This window comes from Kitasatospora hibisci, assembly GCF_043950205.1.
Classification (GTDB): domain Bacteria; phylum Actinomycetota; class Actinomycetes; order Streptomycetales; family Streptomycetaceae; genus Kitasatospora; species Kitasatospora hibisci.
Genome location: NZ_CP171642.1, coordinates 3,045,667 through 3,070,170, shown reverse-complemented (window position 1 = coordinate 3,070,170; position 24,504 = coordinate 3,045,667). Strand labels below are relative to the sequence as shown.

Below are 24,504 nucleotides of genomic sequence, written 5' to 3'. Positions count from 1 at the left end.
GGCTTCGCGGTCCTCGGACGTCCCCGCCCCGCGCCGCCCGGCCTCCGTCGTCGCCGCTTCGTGGGCGCACGGACCTTCCGCGGGGAGGGGCCGCCGCCGTGCGGATGCGGGGAGCTTGGGTCCGGTGCCCGAACCGTCCCGATTGGCCGGAGCATGCCATGGGTGGGGGGCTTGCATTCGGCCGCGGCCGCGAAATGATGTCCGAATGGTTGAAGAACTGATCAGCTCCGACGGCACCACCCCGCGCCGTGTCGCCGACGCCTACGTCCAGGCGCTCGCCCAGCTGGACCCGCTGACCGCGGTATATCTGGGGCTCAACCCTGAGGACGACCGCCTCCCCGACCTCTCCCCGGCCGGCGCCGAGGCGGCCGCCGAACTGGCCCGGCACACCCTGGCCGTGCTGGAGGAGGTCGAGCGGGCGGGCGTCGCCGAGGACGAGGCGGAGCGCCGCTGCGCCCGGCTGCTGCGCGAGCGCCTCACCGCCGAGCTCGCCGTCCACGCCGCGGGGGAGGGCTTCCGGGCCATCCGCAACCTGGGCTCCCCGGTGCACAACGTCCGCGACATCTTCACCCTGATGGCCACCGAGACCGAGCAGCAGTGGGAGGTGGTCGGCCGCCGGCTGGCCCGGGTGCCCGTCGCGCTGGCGCAGTTCCGCGAGACGCTGGCCGAGGGCATCGAGCGCGGCCTGCTCTCCGGCCCCCGCCAGGTGACCACCATGGTCGAGCAGCTCGGCGAGTGGCTGGGGGGCGAGGCGCCCGGCGGCTGGTTCGGCGGGTTCGTCGGCAAGGCCCCCGAGTCGCTCCGCGCCGGGCTGGTCGAGCGCGCCGGGGCCGCCACCGCGGCCGTCGCCGACCTGCGCGACTGGATGCGCGACGTCTACGGCCCGGCTGCCGCCGACGCCCCCGACACCGCCGGGCGCGAGCGCTACGGCCGGTGGGTCCGCTACTGGACCGGCGCCGACCTGGACCTCGACGAGGCTTACGCCTGGGCCTGGCAGGAGTTCCACGACCTGCTCGCCCAGATGCGGGCGGAGGCCGAGAAGGTGCGCCCGGGGGCCGATCCGATGGAGGCGATGAAGTGGCTGGAGGCCGACGGTCCGGCCATCGCCGGGGCCGAGCCCGCCCGTGAGTTCCTCCAGGGCCTGATGGACCAGGCCATCAGCGACCTCCAGGGCACGCACTTCGACCTCGCCGAGCCGGTCACCCGGGTCGAGTCGATGATCGCCCCGCCCGGCAGCGCCGCCGCCCCGTACTACACCGCGCCGTCGCTGGACTTCACCCGCCCCGGGCGGACCTGGCTGCCGACCCTCGGCCGGGAGAGCTTCCCCGTCTGGGACCTCGTCTCGACCTGGTACCACGAGGGCGTTCCCGGCCACCACCTCCAGCTGGCGCAGTGGAACTACGTCGCCGACCGGCTCTCCACCTACCAGGTCAGCATCGGCGGGGTGAGCGCCAACCTGGAGGGCTGGGCGCTGTACGCCGAGCGCCTGATGGACGAGCTGGGCTACCTCACCGACCCCGGGCACCGGCTCGGCTACCTCAACGCCCAGATGATGCGGGCGCTGCGGGTGATCGTCGACATCGGCATGCACGTCGGCCTGGACTTCCCGGCGGACTCGCCGTACCGCCCGGGCGAGCCGGTGCTGCCGGACTCCGCGCGGGAGTTCTTCGGCCTGTACTGCGGGCTCTCGGCCGAGTTCCTGGACAGCGAGCTGGTCCGCTACCTGGGCATGCCCGGCCAGGCGATCGGCTACAAGCTGGGCGAGCGGGCCTGGCTGCGCGGCCGGGCGGCGGCGCGGGCGGCGCACGAGGCGCGCGGCGAGGTCTTCGACCTCAAGGCCTGGCACATGGCGGCCCTGTCGCAGGGCTCGCTCGGCCTGGACGACCTGGTCGCCGAGCTGGCCGCGCTCTAGCCGGCAGCCGGAGGCGACCCCGCGGGACCCGGGCACCCGGCGGTTCCCAGGGGCCGCCGCAACACGCGGCCGGTTCGATCGGGCCGCGAACAGTCCGTGCAGGCGCCCGGCCGGGCTTCCCGGCCGGGCGTCTCGCGTGGGCCCGTCGCGCTCGGCGGCGATGGCGCCCGCTTCCTCCGCCGCTGGTCCCAGGACCCTGGTTCATTTGTCCCAAATAGCCATATTTGGTCAGGTTTTTCCTTGCCATCCAGCACCGCGAGCGTTTGGCTGGAAAGCGACTGCGTGTCCTCTCCGACCCGACGGAAGGCTCCCCCAGTGTCTGCGCAACCTGCCACCGGTCCTCAGGCCGTAGCGGCGACGGACAACCGCCGTTGGTGGGCGCTGGCGGTCATCGCCATCGCCCAGCTGATGATCGTGCTCGACATCACCATCGTGAACATCGCACTGCCGTCGGCCCAGAAGGACCTCGGGATATCCGACGCGAACCGCCAGTGGGTGATCACCGCCTACACGCTGGCCTTCGGCGGCCTGCTGCTCCTGGGCGGCCGGCTCGGCGACCTCTTCGGCCGCAAGCGCGTCTTCACCGTCGGCCTGCTCGGCTTCGCGCTCGCCTCCGCGCTCGGCGGCGCCGCGGCCGGCCCGGCCATGCTGTTCGGGGCCCGCGCCCTCCAGGGGGCCTTCGGCGCGCTCCTCGCCCCGTCCGCGCTGGGCCTGCTCTCGACCACGTTCAGGGACCCCCGCGAACGCAGCACCGCGTTCGGCATCTTCGGCGCCATCGCCGGCGGCGGCGCCGCGATCGGCCTGCTCCTCGGCGGTCTGCTGACCGAGTACCTGAACTGGCGCTGGTGCCTGTTCGTCAACACCCCGATCGCGATCGTGACCGCCTTCGCCGCCTACTACGTGCTCACCCGCGACCACATCGAGAAGGGGCGCCGGGTCAAGCTGGACCTGCCGGGCGCACTGCTCGGCTGCGGCGGTCTGCTCGCCATCGTCTTCGGCATGTCCGAGGCCGTGTCGCGGGGCTGGGGCGACTGGCTGGTGCTGGGCTCGCTGGCCTTCGGCGTGGCGCTGCTGGCGGTGTTCGTGCTGGTCGAGAAGCGCACCGAGCACGCCCTGCTGCCCCTGCACATCGTCGGCGAGCGCAACCGCGGCGGCGGCGCGCTCTCGGTGGGTCTGGCGATGGTCGGCATGTTCGGCCTGTTCCTGTTCCTGACCTACTACCTCCAGGTGATCAAGCACTTCTCGCCGGTGATGTCCGGCGTCTCGTTCCTGCCGATGACGGCCGCCATCATCATCAGTTCGACCGGCTTCGCCGCCCGGCTGATGACCAGGGTGCCCTCGCGCAACCTGATCGGCCCGGGTCTGCTGCTGGCCGCGGCCGGCATGGCCTGGCTGACCCAGATGAAGGTGGACAGCCCCTGGGCGGGCATGGTCCTGCCGGCGGAGCTGCTGCTCGGCTTCGGCCTGGGCCTGGTGTTCATGCCGTCGATGAGCCTGGCCACGCTGGGCGTCGCCCCCGCCGAGACCGGCGCCGCCTCGGCGACCATCAACTCGGCCCAGCAGGTGGGCGGATCCTTCGGCACCGCACTGCTGAACACCATCGCGGCCAGCGCCACCGCGAGCTACCTGGCCACCAGGATCGCCTCCGACCCCGCGGTCCAGGCCCAGGGGGCGGTGCACGGGTACGTGGTCGCGACCTGGGTGGCGATGGGCGTCCTGATCCTCGCGGCGCTGATCGCCTTCCTGATGATCAACCACCGGCCGGCCCCGGGGGAGGCCACCGGCGAGGTGGGCGCTCCGGCGGTCGAGGCCGCGGCCACCGGCGCGGGCTCGACCGCCACCGGCGCCCGGCAGCGGGCCAAGTGAGACCTGCAGGGGGCGGCACCGGGCAACGGCGCCGCCCCTGCGCCCGCGCGGGCGTGGTGGCCGGGGCGTTCGCCTGCACCGGGGCGGGGAAGCGCACCGCGTCCATCACCGCGGAGGCCCCCGCGCGCCGTCGAGCAGGCTTGGCGGTCACGCGTTCTCATCAAGCTCCCAGCGGGGGATCACGGCCCTCCAAGCCTGCTCCGTCATAGTCGGATCCGTACCCGGACCGACACCAGGGCAGGAGCAGACCAGGTATGGGCCAGCACCGCCGCAAGCCCCGACGCCGACTGCCGGGCCCGATCCTGCTGACCGGTCTGTCGGCCCTCGCCGTCGCGGCCCTGGTGGTGGGTTCGCCCGGCCTGGCCTCGCGCCTGGCGGCGGTCGGCAGCCCCTCGACGGTGCACGCGACGCCGTCCGCACCGACCGCCGCCGGCCCCGCGCCGACCGCGGCCCCGGCCCCGCTCGCGTCCTCGGCCGGCCCGGCGGCCGGCGGGACGTCCACCCCCGCCGTCACCCCCGCCCCCGCTGCCGAGCCGGGCACCACCGCGGTGGCCCCGGCCACCGCCGAGGCGGCCACCGTCGGCGCCCTCTTCGCCGGCGCCGTCGAGGCCGGGAACCACTTCTGCACCGCCAGCGTGCTGGACAGCCCGACCGGTAACCTGCTGCTCACCGCCGCCCACTGCCTGGAGAGCGCGGCCGGGGTCACCTTCGCCCCCGGCTACCGCGACGGCCGTGCCCCGTACGGCACCTGGCGCGTCACCGCGGTCCACACCACCGCCGGCTGGTCCCGCGACGGCGACCAGGACGAGGACTTCGCCATCCTGGAGACCGCCGCCGCGGACGGCCGCCGGATCGAAGACGTGGTCGGTGCCAACCGGCTGGGCCCCGACGAGCCCTTCGGCGCCACCGTCCGCCTCTACGGCTACCCCAGCGGCTCCGAGTCGCCGCTGCTGTGCACCAACACCACGAGCCGCCACAGCACCTACCAGCGTGCGATCGACTGCCCCGGCTATCCCGGCGGCACCAGCGGCGGACCCTGGATCAACACCGCCACCGGTCACGTGATCGGCGCCATCGGCGGCTTCCAGGAGGGCGGCGACACCGATGACACCTCGTACGCCGCGTACTTCGACCACACCATCGCCGCCCTCTACATCGAGGCGGTCGCCGCGGCCTCCTGAGCGGGTGTCGGAAACCCGTTCGATCCCGTCGCCCGCCGGGCCGAGCCGCCGTCAACTCGCCACCGGGAACGACGAAGGCCCAGATCCGTGGACGAACTCCACTGATCTGGGCCTCAGTTGCACTTCCTGCGAAGTGCCCCCGGCAGGATTCGAACCTGCGCACCCGCCTCCGGAGGGCGGTGCTCTATCCCCTGAGCTACGGGGGCCTGCTCGTTGCCTCGGCGCTGTGCGCTCCGACGTGGAGAACATTACCAGGCCCGGGGCGCGGTCCGTGCACGGGTTTCGATCAACCGCTCCGTGCGGTCGCGGCGGCGGGTCGCGCACCGGCCCCGCGGCCGGGGAGCGGCGGGGGAGCGGCGGGGGAGCGGCGGGGGAGCGGAAGTGCGGAAAGGCCGGACGGGGCGGTGGGCGCGCCGATACCCTCGGTGAGGTGTCGGGAGTGTCCGGGCGGGTCCTCGTGGTGGACGACAGCGAGGTGATCCGCCAGCTGATCAGGGTCAACCTGGAGCTTGAGGGCTTCGAGGTGGTGACCGCAGCCGACGGCGCCGAGTGCCTGGAGGTGGTCCGCCGGGTCAAGCCCGACGTGGTGACGCTGGACGTGGTGATGCCGCGACTGGACGGCCTGCGGACGGCGGCCCGGCTGCGGGCGACGCCGGGGACGAGTTCCCTGCCGATCGCGATCGTCTCGGCCTGCTCCCCGGCCGACCTCGACCTCGGTGAGGCGGTCGGCGTGGACGGCTACCTGGGCAAGCCCTTCGACCCCGCGGACCTGGTGGCGCTGGTCCGGCGATTGATGGGCCTCGGCGGGAACCCCGCCGAATTTCGCCCTGAGCGAACGAACCGGACCGATCGCGGCTGAGACCCGCAGGGACGGGGCGGCCCGGCGTCTCAACCGGCAAACCGAGTGGCGGGCGGGCACCCCCTCTCGCCTACGCTTGGCGTCGTGACCCCCGCAGAGCTTTCCCAGGCAGTCCAGGCCGCAGTGAGCGCCGCCGTCGAGGCGGGCGAGCTGGCCGTCGCCGTGCCCGAGCACGTGACGATCGAGCGACCCAAGAACAGGGACCACGGCGACTACGCGACGAACGTGGCCCTCCAGCTCGCGAAGCCGGCCGGTCGGCCGCCGCGAGCCGTCGCCGAGCTGCTGGCGGACCGCCTGCGAGGGATCACCGGCGTCGCGAAGGTCGACATCGCCGGTCCGGGCTTCCTGAACATCACCCTGGACACCGCCACCCAGGGCGAGCTGGCCCGCACCATCGTCGAGGCGGGCGAGGCCTACGGCCGCAACGAGGCGCTCAGGGGCCTGAAGATCAACCTGGAGTTCGTCTCCGCCAACCCGACCGGCCCGATCCACATCGGCGGCGTCCGCTGGGCCGCCGTCGGCGATTCGCTGGCGCGCGTGCTGCGGGCCTCCGGTGCCGACGTCACCACCGAGTACTACCTGAACGACGCCGGCGTGCAGATCTCCAAGTTCGCCGCCTCGCTGCAGGCCGCCGCGAACGGCCGGGAGGTGCCCGAGGGCGGGTACGTCGGCGAGTACATCGTCGACATCGCCAAGGCGATCACCGACGGCCTCCCGGGCGTGCTCGACCTGCCCGAGGACGAGCAGTTGCAGGCCTTCCGCACCGAAGGCCTCAAGCTCATGGTGGCCGAGATCAAGCGGTCGATGGACGAGTTCGGCGTGGACTTCGACGTCTGGTTCTCGGAGAAGTCGCTGCACGACTCCGGCGCCGTCGAGAAGGCCATGGACCGGCTGCGCGAGCAGGGCCACGTCTTCGACCGGGACGGCGCCGTCTGGCTGCGCACCACCGACTTCGGCGACGACAAGGACCGCGTCCTGGTCAAGGCCGACGGCGAGACCACGTACTTCGCCGCCGACGCCGCGTACTACCTGTCCAAGCGCGACCGCGGCGCCGAGGTCTCGGTCTACATGCTGGGTGCGGACCACCACGGCTACGTCAACCGCCTCAAGGCCATCGCGGCCTGCGCCGGCGACGACATGGACCGCAACATCGAGGTCAAGATCGGCCAGTTCGTGAAGATGCTTCGCGACGGCGAAGAGGTCCGCATGTCCAAGCGGGCCGGCAACATCATCACGATCGACGACGTGGTCGACTGGATCGGCGTGGACGCCGCCCGCTACACCCTGGCGCGCTCCTCCACCGACTCCACCATCACGCTCGACATCAACGTGCTGACCAGCCAGACCAACGAGAACCCGGTCTTCTACGTCCAGTACGCGCACGCCCGGATGTGCTCGGTCCAGCGCAAGGCCGGCGAGCTGGGCGTCTCCCGCAGCGCCGACTTCAAACCCGAGCTGCTCGCGACCGAGTGGGAGTCCGACCTGCTCGGCCAGCTCGGCGAGTTCCCGCGCGTCCTGGCCACGGCCGGCGAGCTGCGCGAGCCGCACCGGGTCGCGCGCTACCTGGAGGAGCTGGCGGGCAAGTACCACCGCTTCTACGACAACTGCCAGATCCTGCCGAAGGGCGACGACGAGGCCACCGACCTCACGCACGCCCGCCTCTGGCTCGCCGACGCCACCCGTACGGTGATCGCCAACGGCCTGACGCTCCTGGGCGTGACGGCGCCCGAGCGGATGTAGTACCACCCCCAAGCGCACGGCGGGGGCGGCGGACGGTCAACGGGGACCGTCGCCGCCCCTCGCCATAGGTCAAGGACGAGAGAGCCAGATGAGCCGCTCCGCACACCCCGCAGGCCCCCGTCACGGCGACGTGCTGCCCGAGGGCCACTACCAGGCGCCGCCGAGCGACCTGAACGCGCTCGACCCCAAGGTGTGGTCGAAGACCGTCACCCGCGGCGCCGACGGCGTCGTCACCGTCGGCGGTGTCGACGTGCGGCGGCTCGCCGCCGAGTTCGGAACCCCGGCCTACGTGATGGACGAGGAGGACTTCCGCACCCGCGCCCGCGCCTGGCGGGACGCCTTCGGCGCCGGTGCCGACGTCTACTACGCGGGCAAGGCCTTCCTCTCCAAGGCCGTGGTCCGCTGGCTGCACGAGGAGGGCCTGAACGTCGACGTGTGCAGCGGTGGCGAGCTGCACGTCGCGCTGGCCGCCGGGATGCCCGCCGAGCGGATCGCGCTGCACGGCAACAACAAGTCGGTCCACGAGCTGGAGCAGGCCGTGAAGGCCGGCGTCGGGCACATCGTGGTGGACTCCTACACGGAGATCGAGCGGCTCGCCGCGATCGCCGCCCGCCAGGGCGTCCGGCAGCGGGTGCTGATCCGGATCACCGTCGGCGTCGAGGCGCACACCCACGAGTTCATCGCCACCGCGCACGAGGACCAGAAGTTCGGCCTCTCGCTCACCGGGGGAGCGGCCGCCGAGGCGGTCCGCCGGGTGCTCGCCCACCCCGACGGCCTGGAGCTGCGCGGCATCCACTCGCACATCGGCTCGCAGATCTTCGACACGGCCGGCTTCGAGGTCGCGGCCCGCCGGGTGGTCGGTCTGCTGGCCGAGATCCGCGACGAGCACGGTGTCGAGCTGCCCGAGATCGACCTGGGCGGCGGCCTGGGCATCGCGTACACCAGCGACGACGACCCGCGCGAGCCGGCCGAGATCGCCGCCGCCCTGGCCGAGATCGTCCGCCGCGAGTGCGCCGCCGCGAACCTGCGCGCCCCGCGGCTGTCCGTCGAGCCGGGCCGCGCGATCGTCGGCCCGACGGCGTTCACCCTCTACGAGGTCGGCACCGTCAAGGCGCTGGAGGGCCTGCGCACCTACGTCAGCGTGGACGGCGGCATGTCCGACAACATCCGCACCGCGCTCTACGACGCCGAGTACTCGGTGGCGCTGGTCTCGCGCGGCAGCGATGCCGAGCCGGTGCTCTCCCGGGTGGTCGGCAAGCACTGCGAGTCCGGGGACATCGTCGTCCGCGACGCCTTCCTGCCGGCCGACCTGACCCCGGGCGACCTCATCGCGGTGCCCGCCACCGGCGCCTACTGCCGCTCGATGGCGAGCAACTACAACCACGCCCTGAAGCCTCCGGTGCTGGCCGTCAAGGACGGCGAGGCCCGGGTGATCGTCCGGCGCGAGACGGAGGAGGATCTCCTGCGTCTCGATATCGGATGACGAAATCCTTGTCTCAGATCATGGAACGACCGTAGATCCGTGCGGAAAGTCCCGGAGACTGGTACAGACCGAAGTTCCGGCGGTCCCCGAAATCCCGCCGGAAATACCGAAGCACGATGAATGCAGAGCGGAGTCGGATGATGCGTACGCGGCCGCTGAAGGTGGCGTTGCTGGGCTGTGGTGTGGTGGGCTCCGAGGTGGCGCGCATCATGACGACAGACGCCGCCGACCTCGCCGCGCGCATCGGCGCGCCGGTCGAGCTCGCCGGCATCGCGGTCCGCCGGGCCGGTCGGACCCGCCCGGGCGTGCCCGAGCACCTGATCACCACCGATGCCGAGGCCCTGGTCAACCGGGGCGACATCGACGTGGTGGTCGAGGTGGTGGGCGGTATCGAGCCGTCCAAACACCTCATCCTGTCGGCGTTCAAGCAAGGTGCCTCGGTGGTCAGCGCCAACAAGGCGCTGCTCGCCAGGGACGGCACCGAGCTGCACGCGGCCGCCGCCGAGGCCGGCGTGGACCTGTACTACGAGGCCGCGGTGGCGGGCGCCATCCCGCTGCTGCGCCCGCTGCGCGAGTCGCTCGCCGGCGACAAGGTCAACCGGGTGCTCGGGATCGTCAACGGCACCACCAACTTCATCCTCGACAAGATGGACACCAGCGGCGCCGGCTACTCGGAGGCGCTGGAGGAGGCCACCGCCCTCGGCTACGCCGAGGCCGACCCGACGGCCGACGTCGAGGGCTTCGACGCCGCCGCCAAGGCCGCGATCCTGGCCGGCATCGCCTTCCACACCGAGGTGACCGCGGCGGACGTCTACCGCGAGGGCATCACCGAGGTGACCGCCGCCGACATCGCCTCCGCCAAGGCGATGGGCTGCGTCGTCAAGCTGCTCGCGATCTGCGAGCGGGCGGCCGACGGCGCGTCCGTCACCGCGCGCGTCCACCCGGCGATGATCCCGCTCTCGCACCCGCTGGCCTCCGTCCGCGAGGCCTACAACGCGGTGTTCGTCGAGGCGGAGGCGGCCGGCCGTCTGATGTTCTACGGCCCGGGCGCCGGCGGTTCGCCGACCGCCTCCGCGGTCCTCGGCGACCTGGTCGCGGTCTGCCGCAACAAGCTCGCCGGCGCCACCGGCCCCGGTGACTCGGTGTACACCCAGCTGCCGGCCAAGCCGATGGACCAGGTGGTCACCCGGTACCACGTCAGCCTGGACGTGGACGACCGCGCGGGGGTGCTCGCCCAGGTGGCGTCCGTCTTCGCCGAGCACGGCGTCTCCATCGATACCGTGCGCCAGCAGGGCCGCGACGGCGACGCCTCGCTCGTCGTGGTCACCCACCGCGCCACCGACGCCGCGCTGTCGGCGACGGTCGACAAGCTCCGCGCACTCGACAGCGTGCGCGACGTGGCCAGCATCATGCGGGTCGAAGGGGAGTAGGAGCAGCCATGAACGCCGTCATCGCCCGAGGCGCCCACACCCACCAGTGGCGTGGCCTGATCGAGGAGTACCGCGACCGGCTGCCGGTCACGGACTCCACCCCCGTGGTCACCCTGATGGAGGGCGGCACGCCGCTCGTCCCCGCCCAGGTGCTCTCCGAGCGCACCGGCTGCGAGGTCTACCTCAAGGTCGAGGGCGCCAACCCGACCGGCTCCTTCAAGGACCGCGGGATGACGATGGCCATCTCCAAGGCCAAGGAGGAGGGCGCCCAGGCGGTTATCTGCGCCTCCACCGGCAACACCTCGGCCTCCGCCGCCGCGTACGCGGTGCGCGCCGGGATGGTCTCCGCGGTGCTGGTGCCGCAGGGCAAGATCGCGCTCGGCAAGATGGGCCAGGCGCTGGTCCACGGCGCCAAGATCCTCCAGGTGGACGGGAACTTCGACGACTGCCTCACCCTTGCGCGTGAACTGTCCGAGAAGTACCCGGTGGCGCTGGTCAACTCGGTGAACCCGGTCCGGATCGAGGGTCAGAAGACCGCCGCCTTCGAGATCGTGGACATGCTCGGCGACGCGCCGGACATCCACGTGCTGCCGGTCGGCAACGCCGGCAACATCACCGCGTACTGGAAGGGTTACCGCGAATACGCGACCGACGGCCTGGCCGCCCGCACCCCGCGGATGTGGGGCTTCCAGGCCTCCGGCTCGGCCCCGATCGTGGACGGCGCCCCGGTGCTCAAGCCGCAGACCATCGCCACCGCGATCCGGATCGGCAACCCGGCGTCCTGGGACTACGCGCTCGCCGCGCGGGACGAGTCGGGCGGCCTCATCGACAAGGTGACTGACCGTCAGATCCTTTCCGCCTACCGGCTGTTGGCCTCGCAGGAGGGTGTCTTCGTGGAGCCCGCCTCGGCCGCCTCGGTGGCCGGCCTGCTGGCCAAGGCGGAGGCCGGCCTGGTCGACCCGGGCCAGCGGATCGTCTGCACGGTGACCGGCAACGGCCTCAAGGACCCGGACTGGGCGGTGGCCGGCGCGCCGCAGCCGCAGGTCGTCCCGATCGACCCGGAGGCCGCCGCGCGGCGCCTCGGCCTGCTGGACTGACCGGTCGCATGCCGATCGCACGGCGGGCCGACCCTTTCGGGGGTCGGCCCGCCGCCGTTCTCGGCTGACACTTTTGTGTCAATTCCGCCACGCATTCCGATGTCATTCCGGCACGCATTCCGGCCAGAAACGGCAACACACCAGATCGAAGGCCCACGGGGTGTACCGCTGTGGAACCTGTCTTCGATACTCTGGGTCCGGCCGTGTGGCACATGCCCCGGGTCCGGTCCGTCTGCGGACCGCGCCGACGACTGTGACCGCCCGCCCCGGTCGGGGCCCGCGGCTCCCTCCCCACCCTCGCACCGACGCGCTTCGCGCCGTCCGATTTCCCCAGGAGAGTCCACCGCATGGCCGGTCCTGCGTTCCGTGCCGCCGCCGTCCGGGTCCGGGTTCCCGCGACCAGCGCCAACCTCGGCCCCGGCTTCGACGCCTTCGGACTCGCGCTGGGTCTGTACGACGACGTGGTCGTCCGGGTCGCCGACTCCGGGCTCTCCGTCGACATCGCCGGCGAGGGCGCCGAGACGCTTCCGCGCGACGAGGGCCACCTGCTGGTCCGCTCGATGCGCGCGGCCTTCGACCGCCTCGGCGGCCAGCCGCGCGGACTCGAAGTGGTCTGTGCCAACCGGATACCGCACGGCCGTGGCCTGGGTTCCTCCTCCGCCGCGATCTGCGCCGGCATCGTGGCCGCCCGTGCCGTCACCATCGGCGGCCCGTCCGCCCTGGACGACGACGCACTGCTGGCCCTGGCCTCCGAGTTGGAGGGCCACCCGGACAACGTCGCGGCCTGCCTGCGCGGCAACTTCACGGTCGCCTGGACGGAGGAGGACACCGCCCGGGCGATCGCCCTGGAGCCGTCCGACCGGGTCGTCCCGGTGGTCTTCGTACCGGCCACCGAGGTGCTCACTGAGACCGCCCGCGGTCTGCTGCCCCGGACCGTTCCGCTGGCCGACGCCGCCGTCAACGCGGGCCGGGCCGCGCTGCTGGTCGAGGCCCTGACCCGGCGCCCCGAGCTGCTGTTCGCGGCCACCGAGGACCGGCTGCACCAGGACTACCGGGCCTCCGCGATGCCGGACAGCGCCGCGCTGGTGGGGGCGCTGCGCGCCGAGGGCGTCCCCGCGGTGATCTCGGGCGCCGGCCCGACCGTGCTCGCGCTCACCGACGAGGCGGGCGCGGACAAGGTCCTGGCCTTCGCCGGCGACCACGGCGGGAACGGCCCGCTGTTCGCCGCGCACCGGCTGGAGCTCGACCGGGCCGGGGCCTCGGTGCTCCCGCTCGACGTCTGAGCACCCCGTCCGCGGGGGCCGGCTCCGGTGCGTCCGGAGCCGGGTCCTCCGGACACGATTGGCAAGCGCAAGGCTGGGGAATGTCTGAGGGGGTCGGTAGTGTTAACCTCATTGCTGCACCAGGTGCCCTCCGGGGCTCGGTGCGCCGCGTCCCGATCCCAGCACTCCGCACCAGCGGAGTCCCGGCGATGCACGGGGCGACGATTCTCCGGGAGCCCACCGCAGCGCGTACGCAGCCTGCCTGCGCGACTTGCGGCCGCATCCCGAAGCCGTGACGGCACCTGACTCCCACCCGCGGCCTCCCACCTGAGGCCAGGACGGGCGGAGCACGGGCCACCGTCACGCGACGGGGGCCCGGGATTCGCAGGCAGCGTGGGGGTACGCCCCCTCCCGGCCGGAGGCTGGGGGGAGGGTCGGCACGCGACCGACCCGCCGCGCCAACTCAGCACCACCGTGCTTCATGCACCGCACCTCGCAGCTCCCCCTCGACGGGCTACCCGCCATTCGGGGGATCACCGCCTCGGACCGACGCAGTCGAGCGTTGGTCAGGACAGCACAACCGGTCGCCGAGCCAGACAGGCCGACGTCCGCTCCAGGGAAGGACCCTTAGTGAGCGACACCACCGATCTGATGGGCGCGCGCCCGGACGCCGAGGCGTCGGACGCAGCCGCCGCCGCCCCCGCGGCCCCGGCCCGGCGCCGTCGTACCGCCGCCGCGGGCCTGGACGGCCTCGTCCTGGCCGAGCTGCAGAAGCTCGCCTCGACGCTCGGGATCAGCGGCACGGGACGCCTGCGCAAGAGCCAGCTGATCGAGGCCATCAAGGAGAAGAGCGGCGGGGACCCGCTGCTCGCCGCGGGCGGCGCCACCGCCGCCCCGGCCGCCAAGCGCGCCGCCAAGGCGGACAGCGCCGAGCCGGCCGCCGAGAAGCCGGCCCGCCGGGCGAAGGCCGCGCAGGCCGAGGCCCCGGCTGCCGAGGCACAGGCCCAGATCGAGATCCCGGTCCAGGCCGCCGCCGAGACCGCCGCGCCCGCCCGCACCGAGCGCACCCGCCGCCGCGCCACCTCGGCCGCCGGCGCCCCGACCGCGGAGACCGCCGCCGAGGCGCCCGCCGCGGTCGCCACCGAGGCCAAGCAGGCCGAGGCCCGCCCGGCCGAGACCCGCGGCTCCGAGGCCCGGGAGGAGGGCCGCACCGAGACCCGCCGCGACCGCCGCGACCGCCGCGACCGCCGCGAGGGCGGCGAGCGCGAGGTCCGCCCGGAGGGCGGCGAGGCGCAGGCCGGCCAGGACGGCGAGGGCCGGGAGTCCCGCCGTGACCGCCGCAACCGCCGTGAGCGCACCGAGCGCCAGGGCCAGCAGCAGGGCGGCCAGGCCGACGGCGGCCAGGCCCGCCAGGGCCAGCAGCAGGCCCAGCCGCAGGCGCAGCAGCAGGGCGGCTACGAGGACGACGAGTTCGGCGACGGCCGTCGCGGCCGCCGCGGGCGCTACCGCGACCGCCGTGGCCGCGGCCGCCGCGAGGGCTTCGAGGCCGGCGTGGCCGAGCCGCAGGTCGGCGAGGACGACGTCCTGATCCCGGTCGCGGGCATCCTCGACATCCTCGACAACTACGCCTTCGTGCGCACGTCCGGCTACCTGCCGGGTCAGAACGACGTCTACGTCTCGCTCGCCCAGGTCCGCAAGAACGGCCTGCGCAAGGGTGACGCCATCACCGGCGCGGTGCGCCAGCCGCGCGACGGCGAGCGCCGCGAGAAGTTCAACGCCATGGTGCGGCTGGACTCGGTCAACGGCATGGACCCGGAGAGCGGCCGCGGCCGCCCCGAGTTCAACAAGCTGACCCCGCTCTACCCGCAGGAGCGGCTGCGCCTGGAGACCGACCCGGGCGTGCTGACCACCCGGATCATCGACCTCGTGTCGCCGATCGGCAAGGGCCAGCGCGGTCTGATCGTCGCGCCGCCGAAGACCGGCAAGACGATGGTGCTGCAGGCGGTCGCCAACGCGATCACCCACAACAACCCCGAGTGCCACCTGATGGTCGTCCTGGTCGACGAGCGTCCGGAAGAGGTCACCGACATGCAGCGGTCGGTGAAGGGCGAGGTCATCTCCTCGACCTTCGACCGCCCGGCGGAGGACCACACCACCGTCGCCGAGCTGGCCATCGAGCGCGCCAAGCGCCTGGTGGAGCTGGGCCACGACGTGGTCATCCTGCTGGACTCGATCACCCGCCTCGGCCGCGCCTACAACCTGGCGGCGCCGGCCTCCGGCCGCATCCTGTCCGGTGGTGTCGACTCGACCGCGCTCTACCCGCCGAAGAAGTTCTTCGGTGCCGCGCGCAACATCGAGAACGGCGGCTCGCTGACCATCCTGGCCACCGCGCTGGTCGAGACCGGCTCGCGGATGGACGAGGTGATCTTCGAGGAGTTCAAGGGCACCGGCAACATGGAGCTCAAGCTCGACCGGAAGCTCTCGGACAAGCGCATCTTCCCGGCCGTCGACGTCGACGCCTCCAGCACCCGCAAGGAGGAGATCCTGCTGGGCAGCGAGGAGTTGGCCATCGTCTGGAAGCTCCGCCGGGTGCTGCACGCGCTCGACTCGCAGCAGGCGATCGAGCTGCTGCTGGACAAGATGAAGCAGACCAAGTCCAACGCCGAGTTCCTGATGCAGATCGCCAAGACGACCCCCGGGTCCGGCGACTGACCGTACATGAGCAGTTCCTGAGCACAGAACCCTGGTCCGCGCGAGCGGGCCAGGGTTCCGTGTTTGTTCCGGAGTTGGGACAGATCGAGCTCTTTGGATCATGTTGTCCGATTTACTCTGGAACGTATGGCCGAGCACGAGAGGGTGACGACACGCCGCCGCAGGGTCCTGCTGGCGGCCGCGTGCGCGGCCGCCGCGCTCGTCGTCCTCGGGGCCGGGGTGGCCGGCTACGCGTACTTCAGGCTGAACGGGAACATCCAGAGCGTCGACATCGACGCCCGGCTGGGCACCGCCAGGCCGTCGTCCGCCACCGACGGGTCGTTCAACATCCTGGTGCTGGGCTCGGATTCGCGGGCCGGCGGGAACGGCGACCTGGCCGGCGGGGACACCGGCGGCACCGCCCGCTCGGACACCGCCATGGTGCTCCACGTCAACCAGGACCACTCGCGGGCCGAGGTGGTCTCGATCCCGCGCGACACCCTGGTCGCCCGCCCGGACTGCGCCGACGGCACCGGCCGGACCGTGCCCGGGTCCAAGCGCGCCATGTTCAACAGCGCCTACGAGGTCGGTGGCGCCGCGTGCGCGGTCAAGACCACCGAGCAGCTCACCGGGTTGCGGATGGACCACTACGTCGAGATCGACTTCGCCGGCTTCGCCCGCGTCGTGGACGCGATAGGCGGGGTCACCGTGACCACCACGGTGGCCATCCACGACCGGGACAGCGGGCTGGACCTCCCGCCCGGCGAGCACCACCTCGACGGCCGGCAGGCGTTGGCCTTCGTCCGCACCCGGCACGGCGTCGGCGACGGCAGCGACCTCGGCCGGATCGAGCTGCAGAAGCAGATGGTGAGGTCGCTGCTGCGGCAGACCGGTGGGGCGGGCCTGTTCGCCAACCCGGTCAAGCTCTGGTCGGTCGGCGACACCCTGACCCGCAGCATCACCACCGACACGGCGCTGGCCTCGGTGAACTCCCTGGTGGGGCTGGCCCAGGAGCTCAAGGGGATCGGTCCGGACCAGCTCACCATGGTCACCCTGCCGGTGGTGGCGGCCCCCGGCGACCCCAACCGCGTGGTCGCCGAGCAGCCGCAGGCGGACCAGCTCTGGGCGGCCCTGAAGGCGGACGGGGAGCTCCCGCGGGCGGTGCTGGGGGAACAGCCGGAGAACCCCGCCCTGGCGACCCCCACGGCCCCGGCCAAGGCCTCGCCCAAGGCGGCCGCGGGGACGGGCGCGGGTACCGGCTCGGGAGCGGGCGCCACCCGCTGACCCGGCCCGGAATATCCCGGAACGCTCCCCGGTTTGGGAAGAAGCGGCCGGTCCTGGCAGACTGGTCCGTCGGTCCCGGTTCACGTGCGGCACTCCAGCCGCCGACCCGGTGCCCTCCCGATCACTAGGAGAACCCCTTGAAGTCCAACGTTCACCCCGAGTACGTGGTCACCCGTGTGACCTGCACCTGCGGCAACGAGTTCACCACCCGCTCGACCGAGACCAGCGGCGAGATCCGCGCCGAGGTCTGCTCGCAGTGCCACCCGTTCTACACCGGCAAGCAGAAGATCCTCGACACCGGTGGCCGCGTGGCCCGCTTCGAGGCCCGCTTCGGCAAGCAGCACAGCGCGAAGGCCTAGCGCTCCCGCGGCGCCGGTTCCCGGTGCCCCCGTACTCGTTCCGGGGGCACTGGGGGCCGGCGCCGTTCGCGTCCCCCGGCGCGCGAGCGCCCCGCGACCCCACCACCACCCCATCTCACGGGAAGAAGGCCACCCATGTTCGAGGCAGTCGAAGAGCTCCTCGTCGAGCACGCCGACCTCGAAACGAGGCTGGCCGACCCGTCCGTCCACGCCGACCAGGCCAACGCCCGCAAGCTGGCCAAGCGCTATGCGGAGCTGACCCCGATCACCCGGGTCTACCGGGCGTGGCGGCAGGCCGGCGAGGACATCGAGGCCGCGCGTGAACTCGCCGCCGAGGACCCGGACTTCATCGCCGAGGTGAAGGACTCCGAGGCCCGCCGCGAGGAGCTGACCGAGGAGCTCCGGCTGCTGCTCGTGCCGCGTGACCCGAGCGACGACAAGGACGTCATCCTGGAGATCAAGGCGGGCGAGGGCGGTGAGGAGTCCGCGCTGTTCGCCGGCGACCTGCTGCGGATGTACCTGCGCTACGCCGAGCGGATCGGCTGGAAGACCGAGATCATCGACTCCAACGAGTCCGACCTCGGCGGCTACAAGGACGTCTCGGTGGCCGTGAAGACCAAGGGCGGCGCCGAGCCCGGCCAGGGCGTCTGGGCCCGCCTGAAGTACGAGGGCGGCGTGCACCGCGTGCAGCGCGTCCCCGCCACCGAGTCGCAGGGCCGCATCCACACCTCCGCGGCGGGCGTGCTGGTCACCCCCGAGGCGGAGGAGGTCGAGGTCGAGATCCTCGCCAACGACCTGCGGATCGACGTCTACCGCTCGTCCGGCCCCGGCGGCCAGTCGGTCAACACCACCGACTCCGCGGTCCGGATCACCCACCTGCCGACCGGTATCGTGGCGTCCTGCCAGAACGAGAAGAGCCAGCTGCAGAACAAGGAGCAGGCGATGCGCATCCTGCGGTCGCGGCTCCTGGCCGCCGCCCAGGAGGAGGCCGAGCGGGAGGCCTCGGACGCGCGCCGGAGCCAGGTCCGCACCGTGGACCGCTCCGAGCGGATCCGCACCTACAACTACCCCGAGAACCGCATCTCGGACCACCGCACGGGCTTCAAGTCGTACAACCTGGACCAGGTCCTGGACGGCGACCTGAACGCGGTGATCCAGTCCTGCGTGGACGCGGACGCGGCGGCCAAGCTCGCCGCGGCCCAACAGAACTGAGACCGGCGTCCGGGCACCACTGCCGTCAGTAGCCGGAGCGCAGAAACAAGAGGTCGTACGGATGAACCTGCTGCTCGCCGAGGTGGCCCAGGCCACCCAGCGGTTGGCCGCGGCCGGCGTGCCGTCGCCGCGCTTCGACGCGGAGGAGCTCGCCGCCCACGTCCACAACGTCAAGCGCAGCCAGCTGCACACGGTGAAGGACGCCGAGTTCGACGCCCGCTACTGGGAGGCCGTCTCCCGGCGCGAGGCGCGCGAGCCGCTGCAGCACATCACCGGGCGGGCGTTCTTCCGCTACCTGGAGCTGGAGGTCGGCCCCGGCGTCTTCGTGCCACGCCCGGAGACCGAGTCGGTCGTCGAGTGGGCCATAGACGCCGTGCGCGACATGGACGTCGCAGAGCCGCTGGTGGTCGACCTCTGCTCCGGCTCCGGCGCCATCGCGCTGGCCCTGGCCCAGGAGCTGCCGCGCTCCAGCGTGCACGCCTTCGAGCTGGACGAGGGCGCGCTGCGCTACACCCGGCGCAACATCGAGGCGAGCTCCGACCGGGCCCGGGTCACCCTGCACGCCGGCGACGCCACCCGCGCCTTCGAGGACGACCGCTCCTGGGACGGCCGCTTCGACCTGGTGATCTCCAACCCGCCGTACATCCCGCTCACCGAGTGGGAGTACGTGGCGCCCGAAGCGCGCGACCACGACCCGCAGATGTCGCTGTTCTCGGGCGAGGACGGCCTGGACACCATCCGCGGCATCGAGCGGGTCGCCGCCCGCCTGCTGCGCCCGGGCGGCGCCGTGGTGATCGAGCACGCCGACACCCAGGGCGGCCAGGTGCCGTGGATCTTCAACGAGGACGGTGGCTGGACGGACACCGCCGACCACCGCGACCTGAACAACCGCCCGCGCTTCACGACGGCCCGGAAGGCCTCGCTGTGACCGGCCGGCGCCGCACCACCGCGGGCAGGGCGGTGCCGCCGAGCCCGACCGCCCGCGTGACCAGCCATCTCGGAAGGGGACCGCACCGATGAGCCGCCGTTACGACTGTGCCGACGCCGGGGACCGTGCCACCGGCCTGCGCGAGGCCGCCTCGGCCATCCGCCGCGGCGAACTCGTCGTGCTGCCGACCGACACCCTGTACGGCGTCGGCGCGGACGCCTTCTCGCCCGATGCCGTCGCCGCGCTGCTGGCCGCGAAGGGCCGCGGCCGCAACATGCCCTCGCCGGTCCTGGTCGGCTCGCCGACCACCCTGCACGGGCTGGTCACCGACTTCTCCGAGCAGGCGTGGGAGCTGGTCGACGCCTTCTGGCCCGGCGGTCTCACCCTCGTCGCCCGGCACCAGCCCTCGCTGCGCTGGGACCTCGGCGAGACCCGCGGCACCGTCGCGGTCCGGATGCCGCTGCACCCGGTCGCGATCGAGCTGCTGAACACCACCGGCCCGCTGGCCGTCTCCAGCGCCAACAAGACCGGCGGCCCGTCCCCGTCCACCTGCGACGAGGCCCAGCAGCAGCTCGGCGACGCCATCTCGGTCTACCTGGACGGCGGTACGGCGGACCACGCCACCGCGTCCTCCATCGTCGACGTCACGGGCAAGGTCCCGGTCCTGCTGCGGGCCGGCGCGATCAGCGCCGAGCAGCTGAGGGAGGTCGTCCCCGACCTGGAGGCCGGCAGTTGACGGCCGCCTCCCTCCATGCCGGGCCCGGCATATCGCCGTACCTGAGCGTGGGTCCCAGGCCGCTGGACCACTTCCGGATCCTGTTCGTCTGCACGGGGAACATCTGCCGCTCGCCGATCGCCGAGCGGCTCACCCGGCGTGAGCTGGACACCCGGCTCAGCCCCCGGGTGGCCGGCCGGATCCTGGTGGAGAGCGCCGGCACCTGGGGCCACGAGGGCGCGCCGATGGAGGAGCACGCCGCCACGGTGCTGGACGAGTACGGTGCCGACAGCGGCGGCTTCACCGGCCGCGAGCTGCTGGACGAGCACGTGGTCGAGGCCGACCTCGTGCTCACCGCGACCCTGGACCACCGCGCCCAGGTGATCTCGATGGGCCACGAGGCCGGGCTGCGCACCTTCACCCTGAAGGAGTTCACCCGCCTGGTGCGGACGATAGACCCGGGCACCCTGCCCGACCCGCGCCGCGGCGCCGACGTCACCGAGCGCGCCCGCGCGCTGGTGCGGGCGGCGGCCGCGCTGCGCGGCTGGCTGCTCGCCGCCAGCCCGGAGTCGGACGAGGTGCACGACCCGTACGGCGCGCCGATCGGCATGTTCCGCAACTGCGGCGAGGAGATATTCCACGCGGTGGACCCGGTGGTCACGGCACTGACGGGCATCCCCGCGCCGCGCTAGGGCTGTAACACCGCGGCACCGGCGCGCCCTCCTTGCCGGGGCACTGCGGCACCGGGCGCTGGTCCCGGTGCCCTGCCGCCGGGTGGGTGCACCCGGTACGCGTCGGCAGGCCGGCCGGGAGGACCGGTCCTACGCTGGAGGAACCCTCACCCCAGCCTCCGGCCGGGAGGCGCCCCGATGCAGCCCGGGAGCCCCGCCATGACCGTCACCGATGCCGCGACCGGATCCGCCGGAACCACCGAGACGACCGAGCCGGCCGGTACCGGCGGCCGGTGGGCCTCCGAGGCGCTGCGCCGGGCCGACCCCCAGCTGGCCGACCTGCTCGCCGCCGAGGCCGAGCGCCGCGCCGAGAGCATCCAGCTGCTCGCGGGGGAGAACCTCACCAGTGCGGCCGTGCTGGCCGCGCTCACCGGTCCCCTGATCGACAAGTACGCCGAGGGTTACCCGGGCCGCCGCCACCACACCGGGTGCGCGCTGGCGGACGCCGCCGAGCTGCTGGCGGTCGACCGGGCCCGCGCACTGTTCGCCGCCCCGCACGCCAACGTCCAGCCCCGGTCGGCCACTTCGGCGATGCTCGCGGCCTACGCGGCACTGCTGCGGCCGGGCGACACGGTGCTGGCGATGTCGCTGGAGCACGGCGGCCACCTGAGCTGCGGCTCGCGCGCCAACTTCTCCGGTCGCTGGTTCGAGTTCGTCGGCTACGGGGTGCGCCGCGAGGACGGCCTGATCGATCTCGACGAGGTCCGCGCGCTCGCCCGGCTGCACCGGCCCAAGGCCATCGTGGCCGGCTCCATCTCCCACCCCCGGCACCCCGACTGGGCCGCCTTCCGGGAGATCGCCGACGAGGCGGACGCCTTCCTGATCGCCTCCGCCGCGCAGACCACCGGCCTGGTCGCGGCGGGTCTGGCGCCCTCCCCGGTGCCCTACGCGGACGTCACCGTGGCCGCCACCCACAAGCTGCTCCGCGGCCCGCGCGGCGGCCTGCTGCTCTCCACCGCCGAGCTGGCCGAGCGGATCGACCGGGCGGTCTTCCCGTTCAGCCAGGGCGGTGCGGCGATGAACGAGGTGGCCGGCAAGGCCGTGGCGCTGGCGGAGGCCGCGACGCCCGCGTACCGGGCCTACGCGGAGCGGACGGTGGCCGGGGCGCGGGTCCTCGCCAAGGGGCTCGCAGAGGCCGGAATGCGCCCGTTGACGGGCGGAACCGACACCCACCTGGTGACCGCGGACGTCTCCCCGCTCGGGGTCAGCGGCGCCGAGGCCGAGCGCCGCTGCGCCGCGGCAGGCGTACTGCTCGGCAAGTGCGCCGTGCCGTACGATCCCGCGCCGCCCGCCGAGACCTCGGGGATCCGGCTCGGGACCGGTACCGTGACCTCGCAGGGCATGGGCGAGGCCGAACTGGCCGAGATCGCCGGTCTGATCGGACGGCTGCTCACCGGTGGCACGGACGTGCGGATCGGGGCCCGCGTCCGGGAGCTCGCCCGGGCCTTCGCCGGTCGGCGATGAGCGGGCAACCCGATCTCCTACCCGGTGGGGCGAACCGCGATGCACGGCCCGGGCGTCCGACTCAATAAGGTGTGTGCCGTGGCGACGCACCTCGAACCCCGGACAGACACGGGAGTACCTTCGGTACCCACCCGTCGGACAGTGATGCAGGAGGCCAGTGGTGCGTGAGTATCTGCTGGTGCTGTTCTGCACCGCGGCCGTCACCTACCTGCTGACCGGGCCGGTCCGGAAGTTCGCGATCGCGGCCGGCGCGATGCCACCGCTGCGCGCCCGTGACGTGCACCGGGAGCCCACGCCGCGGCTCGGCGGCATCGCCATGTTCGGCGGCCTCTGCGCGGGCATCCTGGTCGCCTCGCAGCTGGACAACCTGTCCAAGGTCTTCTCCCAGGGCACCGACATCCGCGCGCTGCTCTCCGGCGCCGGGATCATGTGGCTGCTCGGCGTGCTCGACGACAAGTGGGGCGTGGACGCCCTGGTCAAGCTCGGCGGCCAGATGATCGCCGCCGGTGTGATGGTCTGGCAGGGGGTCACGGTGATCACCCTGCCGGTGCCCGGCGTGGGCGCGGTCGCGGTGAGCCCCACCCAGGGCATGGTCATCTCGGTCACCCTGGTGGTCGTCATGGTCAACGCGGTGAACTTCATCGACGGCCTGGACGGCCTGGCCGGCGGCATGGTCTGCATCGCCGCGATGGCGTTCTTCCTGTACTCCTACCGGCTCTGGTACGGCTACACGATCATGGACGCGGCCCCCGCCGTGCTCTTCAGCGTGCTGCTGATCGGCATGTGCATGGGCTTCCTGGCGCACAACCTGCACCCGGCCCGGATCTTCATGGGCGACTCCGGCTCGATGATGCTTGGCCTGATGCTCGCCGTCGCCGCGATCTCCATCACCGGCCGCGTCGACCCCGACCTGATCACCAGCGAGACCGGTTCGCAGACCGCCACCGTCCACGCCCTCGTGCCGATCTACATCCCGCTGCTGCTGCCGCTGACCGTCATCGCGCTGCCGCTGGCCGACCTGCTGCTCGCCGTGGTCCGCCGCACCTGGGCCGGACAGTCGCCGTTCGCCGCGGACAAACGCCACCTGCACCACCGCCTGTTGCAGGTCGGCCACTCGCACAGCCGGGCCGTGCTGATCATGTACTTCTGGGCGGCGCTGATCGCCTTCGGCACGGTCGCCTTCTCGGTGACCAACACCGGCCGCACGGTCGTGCTGACGCTGGCCGGGCTCTGCCTGGTCGGCCTGGTCGTGCTGCTGACCCCGCGGTTCCGCCCGCGGGCCCCGCGGGCCGTGCAGTCCTTCGTCCCGCCGCGCTACCGCCGCCGCCCCGTTGCCGGCCGCGCCGCCGCCGCGGCGGTCACCGGGAGTGAGGCCGCCGCGGTCGCGCCGGCCCCCGAACCGATGGCGGAACTGTCGGCGAAGGACAAGGAACTGCTCGGTGAACTCGGCAAGGGTTCGTCCGCGGTCTCCGGTCGGGGACATGGAAGCGGCCGTGGCCGGTAGGTGAATTGACGTACCGTCATACGGGTTCATCCAAACGGCGGCACTCTTGGTCCGTTGGTGTGACAGGTGCCACACATTCATGGTAAAGCTCTCATCAAATAGTTTGTGATACCGTTCACGAGTACCGAGAACACGCCGAAAGACCTCACAGGTGGATGACTTCCGTCCCTGGCCGGTCTCCCTCGACGGGCTCGCCGTCGAGCGGCCGGCCTGCGGCGCCCCCTCGGTCCGGTGTCACCCACCACGTTCTGTGCCCGTCCCCCTGTCACATCGACATGCCGCCGGAGTTGCCGACATGCCGTCCAACGACGCCCGGATCCTCCGAGGCGCCGCGATCCCCACTGCGGTCGCCGGAATCATCGCCATGGTGATCTCCTTTGCCGTCGCGGGTGGCAAGGGGCTGCTCGGCGCCCTCTTCGGAACGCTGCTGGTGATGGCGTTCTTCAGCTCCGGCCAGGTGGCGCTCGACCGGCTGACCAGGTCGAATCCGCACATCATGATGGCCGCGGCACTCCTGGTCTACACCACTCAGATCCTGCTGGTCGGCATCGTCCTCGCGGTCTTCAAGAACACCGACCTCTTCAACCGGCAGGCGTTCGCCTTCACCCTGCTGGGCTGCGCCCTGATCTGGACGGGTTTCCAGGTGCGCGGCGCACTCAAGGCCAAGACCTTCTACGTCGACCCCGACGCCACCGAAAGCAAGGCCGACAAGCCTTCCGACCCGGGCCGTCAACAGTGACGAGGCCGGGCTGTCCCCCCAACGAGGGGGGCGGTGTTTATGCCGCA

At 72.6% G+C, this 24,504-nt stretch carries 19 protein-coding genes and 1 tRNA gene; 19 read left to right on the top strand and 1 reads right to left on the bottom strand.

Features of this window, described 5'->3' with window-relative positions; translation table 11 throughout:
• Positions 1-205 precede the first annotated feature (205 nt).
• The 3 genes from ACF9IK_RS13010 (at position 206) to ACF9IK_RS13000 (ending at position 4,959) form a co-directional block, all read left to right on the top strand.
• Positions 206-1,912, top strand: a complete 1,707-nt coding sequence (locus ACF9IK_RS13010) for a DUF885 domain-containing protein (protein WP_395294377.1) — start codon at positions 206-208, stop codon at positions 1,910-1,912.
• A gap of 315 nt (positions 1,913-2,227) precedes the next feature.
• Positions 2,228-3,778, top strand: coding sequence for an MFS transporter (locus ACF9IK_RS13005; RefSeq protein WP_395294376.1), 1,551 nt, complete (start codon positions 2,228-2,230; stop codon positions 3,776-3,778).
• Positions 3,779-4,032: 254 nt separating this feature from the next.
• Positions 4,033-4,959: a trypsin-like serine peptidase gene (locus ACF9IK_RS13000; RefSeq protein ID WP_395294375.1), complete on the top strand. Its 927-nt coding sequence runs from the start codon at positions 4,033-4,035 to the stop codon at positions 4,957-4,959.
• A 134-nt stretch (positions 4,960-5,093) separates the two neighbouring features.
• Here ACF9IK_RS13000 and ACF9IK_RS12995 read toward each other — a convergent pair.
• Positions 5,094-5,165 (bottom strand) — tRNA-Arg (locus ACF9IK_RS12995).
• A gap of 233 nt (positions 5,166-5,398) precedes the next feature.
• Between ACF9IK_RS12995 and ACF9IK_RS12990 the strand changes: the two genes are divergently transcribed.
• The 16 genes from ACF9IK_RS12990 (at position 5,399) to ACF9IK_RS12915 (ending at position 24,457) form a co-directional block, all read left to right on the top strand.
• Positions 5,399-5,818 (top strand): response regulator, encoded by a 420-nt coding sequence (locus ACF9IK_RS12990; protein ID WP_395298555.1) that lies wholly within the window; start codon positions 5,399-5,401, stop codon positions 5,816-5,818.
• Positions 5,819-5,902: 84 nt separating this feature from the next.
• Positions 5,903-7,558: an arginine--tRNA ligase gene (gene argS, locus ACF9IK_RS12985; protein WP_395294374.1), complete on the top strand. Its 1,656-nt coding sequence runs from the start codon at positions 5,903-5,905 to the stop codon at positions 7,556-7,558.
• Positions 7,559-7,646: 88 nt separating this feature from the next.
• On the top strand, positions 7,647-9,041 hold the full coding sequence (gene lysA / locus ACF9IK_RS12980) for a diaminopimelate decarboxylase (RefSeq protein WP_395294373.1): 1,395 nt from the start codon (positions 7,647-7,649) through the stop codon (positions 9,039-9,041).
• Positions 9,042-9,178: 137 nt separating this feature from the next.
• Positions 9,179-10,471, top strand: a complete 1,293-nt coding sequence (locus tag ACF9IK_RS12975) for a homoserine dehydrogenase (RefSeq protein ID WP_395294372.1) — start codon at positions 9,179-9,181, stop codon at positions 10,469-10,471.
• Between the two features lie 8 nt (positions 10,472-10,479).
• A complete protein-coding gene (thrC, locus tag ACF9IK_RS12970) occupies positions 10,480-11,568 on the top strand; it encodes a threonine synthase (protein ID WP_395294371.1) in 1,089 nt (362 codons plus the stop codon).
• A gap of 347 nt (positions 11,569-11,915) precedes the next feature.
• Positions 11,916-12,851 (top strand): homoserine kinase, encoded by a 936-nt coding sequence (gene thrB / locus ACF9IK_RS12965; RefSeq protein WP_395294370.1) that lies wholly within the window; start codon positions 11,916-11,918, stop codon positions 12,849-12,851.
• Positions 12,852-13,460: 609 nt separating this feature from the next.
• Positions 13,461-15,542: a transcription termination factor Rho gene (rho, locus tag ACF9IK_RS12960; RefSeq protein WP_395294369.1), complete on the top strand. Its 2,082-nt coding sequence runs from the start codon at positions 13,461-13,463 to the stop codon at positions 15,540-15,542.
• Positions 15,543-15,668: 126 nt separating this feature from the next.
• Positions 15,669-16,805 carry an LCP family protein gene (locus ACF9IK_RS12955; RefSeq protein WP_395294368.1) on the top strand — a complete coding sequence of 379 codons (1,137 nt, stop codon included), beginning with the start codon at positions 15,669-15,671 and terminating at the stop codon, positions 16,803-16,805.
• Between the two features lie 137 nt (positions 16,806-16,942).
• Positions 16,943-17,164 (top strand): 50S ribosomal protein L31, encoded by a 222-nt coding sequence (rpmE, locus tag ACF9IK_RS12950; RefSeq protein WP_238865266.1) that lies wholly within the window; start codon positions 16,943-16,945, stop codon positions 17,162-17,164.
• Positions 17,165-17,299: 135 nt separating this feature from the next.
• Positions 17,300-18,376, top strand: a complete 1,077-nt coding sequence (gene prfA / locus ACF9IK_RS12945; RefSeq protein ID WP_395294367.1) for a peptide chain release factor 1 — start codon at positions 17,300-17,302, stop codon at positions 18,374-18,376.
• Positions 18,377-18,437: 61 nt separating this feature from the next.
• Positions 18,438-19,304 (top strand): peptide chain release factor N(5)-glutamine methyltransferase, encoded by an 867-nt coding sequence (gene prmC / locus ACF9IK_RS12940; protein WP_395294366.1) that lies wholly within the window; start codon positions 18,438-18,440, stop codon positions 19,302-19,304.
• A gap of 88 nt (positions 19,305-19,392) precedes the next feature.
• Positions 19,393-20,040, top strand: coding sequence for an L-threonylcarbamoyladenylate synthase (locus ACF9IK_RS12935; RefSeq protein ID WP_395294365.1), 648 nt, complete (start codon positions 19,393-19,395; stop codon positions 20,038-20,040).
• 29 nt (positions 20,041-20,069) lie between these two features.
• The gene (locus tag ACF9IK_RS12930) at positions 20,070-20,711 is read left to right on the top strand and encodes a protein-tyrosine-phosphatase (RefSeq protein WP_238865392.1); all 642 of its coding nucleotides are present in this window, start codon (positions 20,070-20,072) and stop codon (positions 20,709-20,711) included.
• A gap of 198 nt (positions 20,712-20,909) precedes the next feature.
• Complete coding sequence (gene glyA / locus ACF9IK_RS12925) at positions 20,910-22,214, top strand: serine hydroxymethyltransferase (protein WP_395294364.1); 1,305 nt, start codon at positions 20,910-20,912, stop codon at positions 22,212-22,214.
• A 160-nt stretch (positions 22,215-22,374) separates the two neighbouring features.
• On the top strand, positions 22,375-23,718 hold the full coding sequence (locus ACF9IK_RS12920; protein ID WP_395294363.1) for an MraY family glycosyltransferase: 1,344 nt from the start codon (positions 22,375-22,377) through the stop codon (positions 23,716-23,718).
• A gap of 295 nt (positions 23,719-24,013) precedes the next feature.
• Entirely contained in the window at positions 24,014-24,457 is a 444-nt protein-coding gene (locus ACF9IK_RS12915; protein ID WP_395294362.1) for a hypothetical protein, read from the top strand.
• The last annotated feature ends 47 nt before the right edge of the window (positions 24,458-24,504 follow it).